This is a genomic window from Yoonia sp., assembly GCF_036007805.1.
In the GTDB taxonomy this organism is placed as follows: domain Bacteria; phylum Pseudomonadota; class Alphaproteobacteria; order Rhodobacterales; family Rhodobacteraceae; genus Yoonia.
Genome location: NZ_DASYOK010000007.1, coordinates 1 through 3,050, shown reverse-complemented (window position 1 = coordinate 3,050; position 3,050 = coordinate 1). Strand labels below are relative to the sequence as shown.

The window sequence follows — 3,050 nt, the reverse complement described above, 5'->3', positions numbered from 1 at the left end:
GGCGCAACCGGGTGGCAGGTTGAACGGGCTTGGAATTTCACCCTTCATCATCTGCACGGTTTTGCGACGCGTCGGGTCAGGCTCGAAATGGCTGTCCATCAGCGCGCGTGCATAGGGGTGATGGGGGGTATCGCGGGCGTTGGGCAGAACCTCGACCACGCGCCCGAGATACATGATCACCACACGATCACAGAAATAGCGAACGAGGCTCAGGTCATGACTGATGAACAGGTACGTCAGGCCCAGATTTCGCTGCAGCCCTTCCAGAAGCCCGATGATCTGCGCCTGTATCGACACATCCAGCGATGCTGTCGGTTCGTCCAGCACCAGAAATGCAGGGTTCAGCGCCAGTGCGCGCGCAATGCCGACGCGCTGTTTCTGCCCGCCGGAAAGTTGGTGCGGATAGCTGTTCGACAAGCTTGGGTTCAACCCGACCTTGTCCATGAGTTCCGCCAGACGAGCTTCGGGGTCGGGCAAGGCAATGCGCTGCACTTGCCAAGGTTCCATCACTGCGCGGCGCACGGTGTAGCGCGGGTCTATCGCGGAATAGGGATCCTGGAAAACCATCTGCATGTTGCGGCGCATGTCGCGCATGGCGGCAGAAGGCAAAGAGCCGATATCTTTTCCGTCATAGGTGACGGTCCCTGACGTCGCCGTGATCAGCCGCAGGACAAGACGCGCGAGCGTGGATTTGCCGCAACCGGATTCGCCGACCACCCCGGTCACGCTGCCATGCGGAATATCGAGCGAGACATCATCGACCGCCCGCATGACGCGGCGGCGCTTGAGAAAACCAGCCCCGGACGCAAAATCGCGCGTCAGACCCTTGAGCGAGACAAGAGGTTTCATGTCTGTTCCTCGTGCAGGTGACAAGCGACCCTGCCGGTGGGAGAGGCGAGGATTGGAGGAACCTGCGCGCTACAGATGTCCATCGCTTTGTCACATCGCGGATGGAACCGGCACCCTGTGGGATAATTAAGCACGCCAGGAACGGTTCCGGGTATGCCGAGCAAGGTGCCCTCTGCCTGATTGTGTGAAGGAATGCAGCCAATAAGGCTGGCGGTATATGGATGGCGGGGGTTGGCAAAGATCGCTTCCGTCAGGTCGGTCTCCGCTACGCGGCCAGCGTAGAGCACGACAACCCGGTCACAGGCCTGTGCGACCACGCCCATGTCATGCGTTATCAGGATCAACGCAAGGCCGCGGTCGCGCACAAGGTCAACCATGATCTGAATGATCTGCGCCTGAATGGTGACATCGAGCGCCGTGGTCGGTTCGTCCGCGATGATCAGATCAGGATCGGCGGCCAGCGCCATCGCGATGACGATACGCTGCTTCATCCCGCCCGAAAGCTGGTGCGGATAGGCGCTGTGCAAGGTCGCGGCATCGGGAATACGCAACTGCTGCATCAAGTCGATGCTGCGATGCTTTGACGCGTGTTTCGACAGACCAAGGTGCAGCCGCGACACTTGATCTATCTGCGCACCGATCCGGACCAATGGGTCAAGCGAGGTCATCGGATTTTGGCTGATCAGCGCGATACGCTTGCCCCGCAGGCGGCGATAGGCGGGTTCTGATAAAGCGGTCAGCTCCTGACCGTCGAACAGGATCGATCCAGCACTGACCTTTCCGCCGATCCGCCCCAAAAGGCCCATTACGGCCATGGCAGTCAGAGATTTCCCCGAACCAGACTCTCCTACCAGTCCAAGAATCTCGCCCTTGTTCGCATGAAACGACACGTCATCAAGAGGGGTCAGGCTGCCGATGGTTACACCAAGTCCGGAGACGGTCAGGAGCGCCATGTCAGACCTCCCTCAGGCGACTGCGGATATCCAGCGCGTCAATCAGCGCGTCACCGAAAAGGTTGATCGAAATCACAGTCACCGCGATGGCAGCGCCTGGAAACAGGATGATCCACGGAGCGATGAAGATTTGCGCTGTGCCTGACGACATCATCGCCCCCCAACTTGGCGTCGGCGGTTGCGCGCCAAGTCCGAAAAACCCGAGCGTCGCCTCAAGAATGATCGCATCACCAGTCGCAAGCATTCCGGCCACGATTACAGGCGTAATTGCATTGGGCAACAGGTGGCGAAAGATTACATGCGCGTGGCCTGCGCCAAGGTTCACGGTCGCCTCGATATAGGTCTCTTGTCGCAGTGCCATGACCTGTGCGCGCGTCAATCGCGTGAACTGCGCGAGATACGCGATGGAGATGGCGATGATGATGCTTTCGGTGCCGGTGCCAATAATGGCGATCAGGATCAGGGCGATCAGAATTTCCGGGAAAGACCAGGTCAGGTCCACAACTGCCGTCACCACACGATCAAAGGCGCCGCCGAAGTAGCCCGCCGTCGCGCCGAGCGTCATTCCTACGACCACCGAAATACTGATTGCGGTCATGGCTACTGACAGCGATGTACGCGCACCTTGGATGATGCGGGACATCAGGTCGCGACCGAACTCGTCCGTGCCCATCCAATGTGCTGCACTGGGCGGGCTGTTGGAACCGGGCAGGTTTTGGACAGCATAGTCGTAGGGGGACAGTATCGGTGCAAAGAGCGCGCACGCGACCACCAGCACCAGCACGGCCGCCGACACCCCGCCACGCGGCGTGCGCACCACCCCAGAAAGGAAACGCGTCATGCTCATTTCAAACCCTCACGGATGCGCGGATCCATCGCGGCTTGTACGATATCGCCCAGCAGCGTGCCGAGCATGACCGCTATCGCCAGCATCAGCAGGCAGCCCTGGACGACAGGATAATCACGCTGGTTGAGCGAGGTGATCAGCAGCGACCCAAGACCGGGCCGGGCAAAGACGAACTCCACCGCCACAGCGCCGCCGAGTATCCAGCCGATCCGCAGGCTCAGGATCGTCACGACCGGCATCAGCGCATGGCGCAGCACCGACCCCAGCTCGATCCGCCAGCGCGACACGCCCTTGGCATGCAGCATCATCACGAAATCGCGCCGCGCAATGTCCATCATTGCGACACGCGTGACCCGCGCCACCAGTGCGACGCCACCCAACCCGATGGTAAGCACAGGCAA

General features: G+C 60.4%; 4 protein-coding genes. All 4 read right to left on the bottom strand.

The window, feature by feature from the left end; translation table 11 throughout:
• On the bottom strand, positions 1-849 hold an 849-nt coding region (locus VGP75_RS00220; protein WP_327541728.1), incomplete at its 3' end, for an ABC transporter ATP-binding protein.
• Complete coding sequence (locus VGP75_RS00215; protein ID WP_327541727.1) at positions 846-1,802, bottom strand: ABC transporter ATP-binding protein; 957 nt, start codon at positions 1,800-1,802, stop codon at positions 846-848. The genes VGP75_RS00220 and VGP75_RS00215, both read right to left, overlap by 4 nt.
• Before the next feature lies 1 nt (position 1,803).
• Positions 1,804-2,649, bottom strand: coding sequence for an ABC transporter permease (locus VGP75_RS00210; RefSeq protein ID WP_327541726.1), 846 nt, complete (start codon positions 2,647-2,649; stop codon positions 1,804-1,806).
• Positions 2,646-3,050 (bottom strand): ABC transporter permease (locus tag VGP75_RS00205; RefSeq protein WP_327541725.1); only part of this gene is annotated, 405 nt, incomplete at its 5' end. The genes VGP75_RS00210 and VGP75_RS00205, both read right to left, overlap by 4 nt.

Excerpts from the sequence above, each read along its gene's own strand:
- VGP75_RS00215 (WP_327541727.1), bottom strand. The coding sequence starts at position 1,802 with ATGGCGCTCCTGACCGTCTCCGGACTTGGTGTAACCATCGGCAGCCTG.
- VGP75_RS00210 (WP_327541726.1), bottom strand. The coding sequence starts at position 2,649 with ATGAGCATGACGCGTTTCCTTTCTGGGGTGGTGCGCACGCCGCGTGGC.